The 5,292-nt window shown below is 28.6% G+C and carries 7 protein-coding genes; all 7 read left to right on the forward strand.

What is annotated here, in order from left to right:
* Positions 1-276 precede the first annotated feature (276 nt).
* Entirely contained in the window at positions 277-990 is a 714-nt protein-coding gene (locus D9R21_RS04165) for a hypothetical protein (RefSeq protein WP_241568749.1), read from the forward strand.
* A gap of 27 nt (positions 991-1,017) precedes the next feature.
* Positions 1,018-1,317, forward strand: a complete 300-nt coding sequence (locus tag D9R21_RS08365; RefSeq protein ID WP_241568750.1) for a hypothetical protein — start codon at positions 1,018-1,020, stop codon at positions 1,315-1,317.
* Entirely contained in the window at positions 1,318-1,584 is a 267-nt protein-coding gene (locus D9R21_RS08370; RefSeq protein ID WP_241568751.1) for a hypothetical protein, read from the forward strand.
* A gap of 235 nt (positions 1,585-1,819) precedes the next feature.
* Positions 1,820-2,188 carry a hypothetical protein gene (locus D9R21_RS04175; protein WP_126821220.1) on the forward strand — a complete coding sequence of 123 codons (369 nt, stop codon included), beginning with the start codon at positions 1,820-1,822 and terminating at the stop codon, positions 2,186-2,188.
* Between the two features lie 702 nt (positions 2,189-2,890).
* On the forward strand, positions 2,891-3,931 hold the full coding sequence (gene mreB / locus D9R21_RS04180) for a rod shape-determining protein (protein ID WP_126821221.1): 1,041 nt from the start codon (positions 2,891-2,893) through the stop codon (positions 3,929-3,931).
* A 187-nt stretch (positions 3,932-4,118) separates the two neighbouring features.
* Positions 4,119-4,892, forward strand: a complete 774-nt coding sequence (locus tag D9R21_RS04185; RefSeq protein ID WP_241568756.1) for an AAA family ATPase — start codon at positions 4,119-4,121, stop codon at positions 4,890-4,892.
* A gap of 32 nt (positions 4,893-4,924) precedes the next feature.
* Positions 4,925-5,185 (forward strand): AAA family ATPase, encoded by a 261-nt coding sequence (locus D9R21_RS08375; RefSeq protein ID WP_241568757.1) that lies wholly within the window; start codon positions 4,925-4,927, stop codon positions 5,183-5,185.
* Positions 5,186-5,292: the final 107 nt, after the last annotated feature.

A 5,292-nucleotide genomic window follows, 5' to 3' on the forward strand; every position in this document is an offset into this window, starting at 1 on the left:
GCGATGTTTGTTCAATTTCTTTTACTGTATTTTTTCGAAATTCTGCAGTATATGTTTTAAATTTTTGTTCTTTTCCTGCCATTAAAAAATGCACCTCCTCTAAAAGTTTAGTAAAGTTCTTTTTTAATTTTACTTACTTTTTGGGGTGCAGTCTTTGCTCCAGTTGTAATGGCAACGATGGTGCAAGATGAAGGAAAAAGAGCACTAACATGAAAAGATATGGTGTTATCAAAAATGTTAGCGGCATAAACAGCGTTGGTGGCTTATTATATTTTTATGATATATATTAATGTTATTTCAGGTCCTAATTTTGGTCCTTCTGATTTTCCTGGTTATGTAAGAATGCTTTTGCAAATTATTTGTATTTTAGGAGGAGCACTGGGTGTATGGGGCATTACAAATTTACTTTCAGCTTTTATTGGTGAAGCAATTGGAATGTCAGATGGTCTTAATTCAATTCGTAGTACAATGGCAGCTGGTATGTTTGCAATGGGAGCCAGGAAGGTTGCTAAAAAAGCACTTGGTTTTGCGAAAAAAAAACATAAAAAAGATTCATCGGGAATGCCAGGACTGCCCGGGATGGATACGTTTAGTGGTGGTGGGGGTAGTCAAAACCAAAGCCAGGGGATAACGCCACTAAGTTTTTTAGAAACAAGAACAGGAGCTTTAGGAATGCTTGGAAAATGATTGCGGGTTGGAGGTAATGCTCTTGGTCGTTCAATTTGAGCAGTTAAAAATGGATGAGACTCAACAAAAGCGACATGAGGAGATTCATATGATGTTAATCCAACATCAACAGGAAGTTTTGGAAAAGTTAAGAAAAATCTTAAGCAAACTAAAAACTTTATGAAAACAGAAGCTCTTGCTGGAGCAAATTATCTCGGTAGAAAATCTATGAAGATTGCTACAAAAGGAATCAAACAAGTTAAAAAACATTCTTATGAGCATGTTCAACGAGGTTATAAAACTGCCAAAAGAAAAGAACGCTAATTCAAACTTAGCACGAGGATAAAACTTATGAAAAAACGATTGTGAATTTTGTTATGCAGTATACCAATGCAATTAACAATTTATACTTTTGGATGTAAAAGTTTTGATTATGGTTCAAATCCACCTAATTTAAAACCAATTGAGCCACCAGAAGAAGTAAAAGATATCAATTATTATTTGCAATTAAAAGAAAAAAATCAAAAATTATTTGAAAAAGCAAAAAAAGAAATTGATGAACTAAATTCATCAGAATCAATTCAGGAAATATGTGGTAGTTCAAAAATGTGTTCTGAATTGCAAGAAATAATAGATGCAAATATGGTTTAAATGTATGAATATCAAGCAATTGTCTATGATTGTGATTACCAAATTTTATTTTTAGAAAATGATGGTGATTTTAGTGATAAAAAAATTAGAGAAAATTCAATTGCTATTATTACAAATGAAAATAATATTTTAAAAAAACAATTGGAATTAATGACAACTTCATCTGACCCATATCGTGAAGATGAAATTAATAAAGTTAAAAATTTAATTAAAACCTGTGAAGAAATTTTAGAAAAATTAAATAAAGAAAATGAAAATGAAACTTAATTTAAATAAGTAAAATACTAAAATGGGTTTTAAACAGCAAAATTTAAATAATTAATATTTAACAATATTAATTATTTTTTTATGATAAAAATATGATTTAGCAACGAAGATGTAGATAGTTATTTTATTTCAGCAAATGATTATCTTAAAAATAATTTTCTTAATAATTATGATAGTATTTTACTAACTATGGAAAAATACTTTATTAAAAGAATAAACGAAAGGAAAAGAAGAGATGAAAAAAATATTATCCTTATTTGGTATTTTTGCTTTGTCAGGAGTAATTAGTGGAAATCTGACTGCTTGTCACAAAGACACAGAGACAAATAACATTGACCAAGAAATTGCAAATGTTTTAAAAAATATGAAAGATGTTAAAGACATTGATAAAACAGAAGATGGATGACAATTTGTTAATGAAACATTTTTAAATGATCATATTATTCCCCTTTTATCAGAAAAATTAGGGGCGAAATGAACGGATGAAAAACGTAAAGAAGTTATGAAAAAAATTGTTGAAAAAATTGGCCTAGTTTTATTAAACAATGAACATGTTGAAGTAAAACAATATGATATTGATAAAATTAAAAATACAAGTTTATAAACTTTATTCTTAACTGGTATTAAAGAAAAATTAATTACTTCCGATGAAGATAAAGAAAAATATTTAGATGAAGAAGGAAATATTAAAAAAGAATATTTTGAGGAAAACAAAAATGTTTCATTAGCAGTGAAAATTAATTTTAATGGTTCAAGTTATAATCTATCATTTACATTTAAGACAGCGTAGCAAATACCATAGAGATTATTCTCCCTCGTTTATTAATTAAAAAGTATTTACATAAAAAACAAAAATCAACTTTTGAGCATCTAAAATAAAGTAGACATAAAAAATAAAAATTATGTTAAAACTTTATTAAAGAGATGTTCTTTTTATATGAAAAAACAAAATAACAAAGAACTTAAAAGATGAAAAAATTAGAATGCGACTATGGATTATAAGTTAAAAATGGAAATAAGAAAAATTCTATTGCCAATAAATAATTAGAGTTAATAACAAAAAGAATTATATGAATATCCAAAAAATAAATTAATTACCTGTTAGGAAAACAAAAGTCTATTTAAAAAATGTCCAAAAAAAGCTACTAATCCATGCAAAGTCTTGTTACTATTTTTGGGATAAAAGCATTAAATTTATGGCTATTAAAAAAATACTTACTTTATTCCAACGTTAACTAGTTTACGAATAATACTTATTGTTTTTACTAAGAAAAAAGATTATAATATTAACCAAGGAGGATTTGATATGGCCATATTTAATAATAAGAAGCCAACTTTTGTATCAATGGATTTAGGAACAGCTTACACTCTGGTTTATATTTCGGGGAGTGGAATTGTTTATAATGAACCATCCATTGTGGCATATAAAATTAAAGAAAATCGGATTATTGCTGTCGGAAATGAAGCATATAAAATGATTGGAAAAGGAAATAAAACAATTAGAATTGTTCGACCAATGGTTGATGGAGTTATTACAGATATTCGTGCAACAGAAGCACAATTAAAGTATATTTTTAATCGTTTAAGAGTTACCAAACAATTAGCTAATTCAATTATGTTATTAGCTTGTCCATCAGTTATTACCGAATTAGAAAAAAATGCTTTGAGAAAAATTGCGATGAATCTAGGCGCAACAAAAGTTTTTGTTGAAGAAGAAGTTAAAATGGCTGCGTTAGGTGGTGGGGTTGATATTTATAAACCTTTTGGTAATTTAGTGATTGATATGGGAGGAGGAACAACGGATATTGCGGTTATTGCTTCAGGGGATATTGTATTATCAAAATCAGTTAAAGTTGCTGGAAATTATTTAAATGATGAAATTCTAAAATATGTTCGTTCTCAATATGGTTTAGAAATTGGAATTAAAACAGCAGAAATGATTAAGATTGAAATTGGTTCATTAGCAAAATATGGTGATGAACGAAAAATGAAAGTGTATGGACGCGATGTTGTTTCAGGATTACCACGAGAAATTGAGTTGACGCCAGAAGAAATCCGGGAAGTTTTAAAAGTTCCAGTATCACGAATTATTGATTTAGCAGTTCAAGTCTTAGAAGAAACACCGCCAGAATTAGCGGGAGATATTTTCCGCAATGGAATTACCATTTGTGGTGGTGGTGGTTTAATCAAAGGAATTGATCACTACTTTGAAGACACATTACAATTACCAGCCAAAATTGGTGAACAACCATTATTAGCAGTTATTAATGGAACAAAAAAATTTGAATCAGATATTTATGATATTATTCGCCAAGAATATCAGAAAACAAAAGAATTAGATTATTAAGAATGTTACAAGTTGCTATAAGAATTAACGAGCATATCAAAATAGCAAATATGGTCAGCATAGAGCAACTATGAATTAAAATCAAAACCAACAATAATACTGCCAAGGTTAGCGTTGGTTTATTATAAAACTGATAATTATCAGTTTTTTTATGTTATGATGTAAAAAAATACTTAGGAGCGAAAAAATGTTTGAACCATTAGCATTTGTCTTACGACCAACCACAATAACTGATATCATTGGGCAAAGCCACCTTATTAATGATCACAATGGTGTTATTTCACGAATGTTGAAATATAATTATGCAAGTTCATTAATTTTTTATGGTGATCCGGGCGTTGGAAAGAGTAGTATTGTTCGAGCATTAGCCAATGATTTACAACTTGAGTATGCAATTTTTAATGCTGAAATTGATAAAAAACAAGATTTAGAAAAAATTATTAAGCAAGCAGCAAATTTTGAACGATTTATTATTATTTTGGAAGAAGTACACCGAATGAATAAAGATCGGCAAGATATTTTATTGCAGTATTTAGAAAATGGACACTTAATTATGTTTGCTTGTACAACAGAAAATCCTTATTTTGTGATTAATCCAGCTTTAATATCACGAGCTAATATTATTAAATTAGAACGAATTACTGTTGATGAAATGCTAACTGGCTTACAGAAAATAATTACAAAGAAAAAATTACCGTTAGCAATTACTAATGATGCGTTACTATTAATTTGTCAATTAGCAAGTGGTGATTTACGAATTGCAATTAATATATTAGAATTATGTTTAAATTTATATTCCACAGAAGAAATTACCACAACAATTATTAATAATATTTCTCCAACGGCTAATTTAATTAATTTTGCAGAAGGTGATGAACATCATGATTTAAAATCAGCCTTGCAAAAGTCAATTCGAGGTAATGATGTTGACGCAGCTTTCACTATTTTGCATGGTTATTAGCAAGTGGTGATCACGAAGCATTATTGCGTCGAATGTTAATTATTGCTTATGAAGATATTGGTTTGGCTAATCCAGCAATTGCGGTCCATGTCAAAACAGCAATTGATAGTTTTCGTCAAATTGGATTACCAGAGGGACGAATTCAATTAGGATTAGCAATTGTTGAAATGTGTTTAAGTGAAAAATCAAATAGTGCTTATTTAGTAACAGATCAAGCGTATGAAGATGTTTTAAAAGGTAATCTTAAGACTGCACCCCAAAAAGTAAGTAAAATTAAAAAAGAACTTTACTAAACTTTTAGAGGAGGTGCATTTTTTAATGGCAGGAAAAGAACAAAAATTTAAAACATATACTGCAGAATTTCGAAAAAATACAGTAAAAGAAATTGAACAAACATCGC

Source organism: Spiroplasma endosymbiont of Megaselia nigra, assembly GCF_003987485.1.
Lineage (GTDB): Bacteria > Bacillota_I > Bacilli_A > Mycoplasmatales > Mycoplasmataceae > Spiroplasma.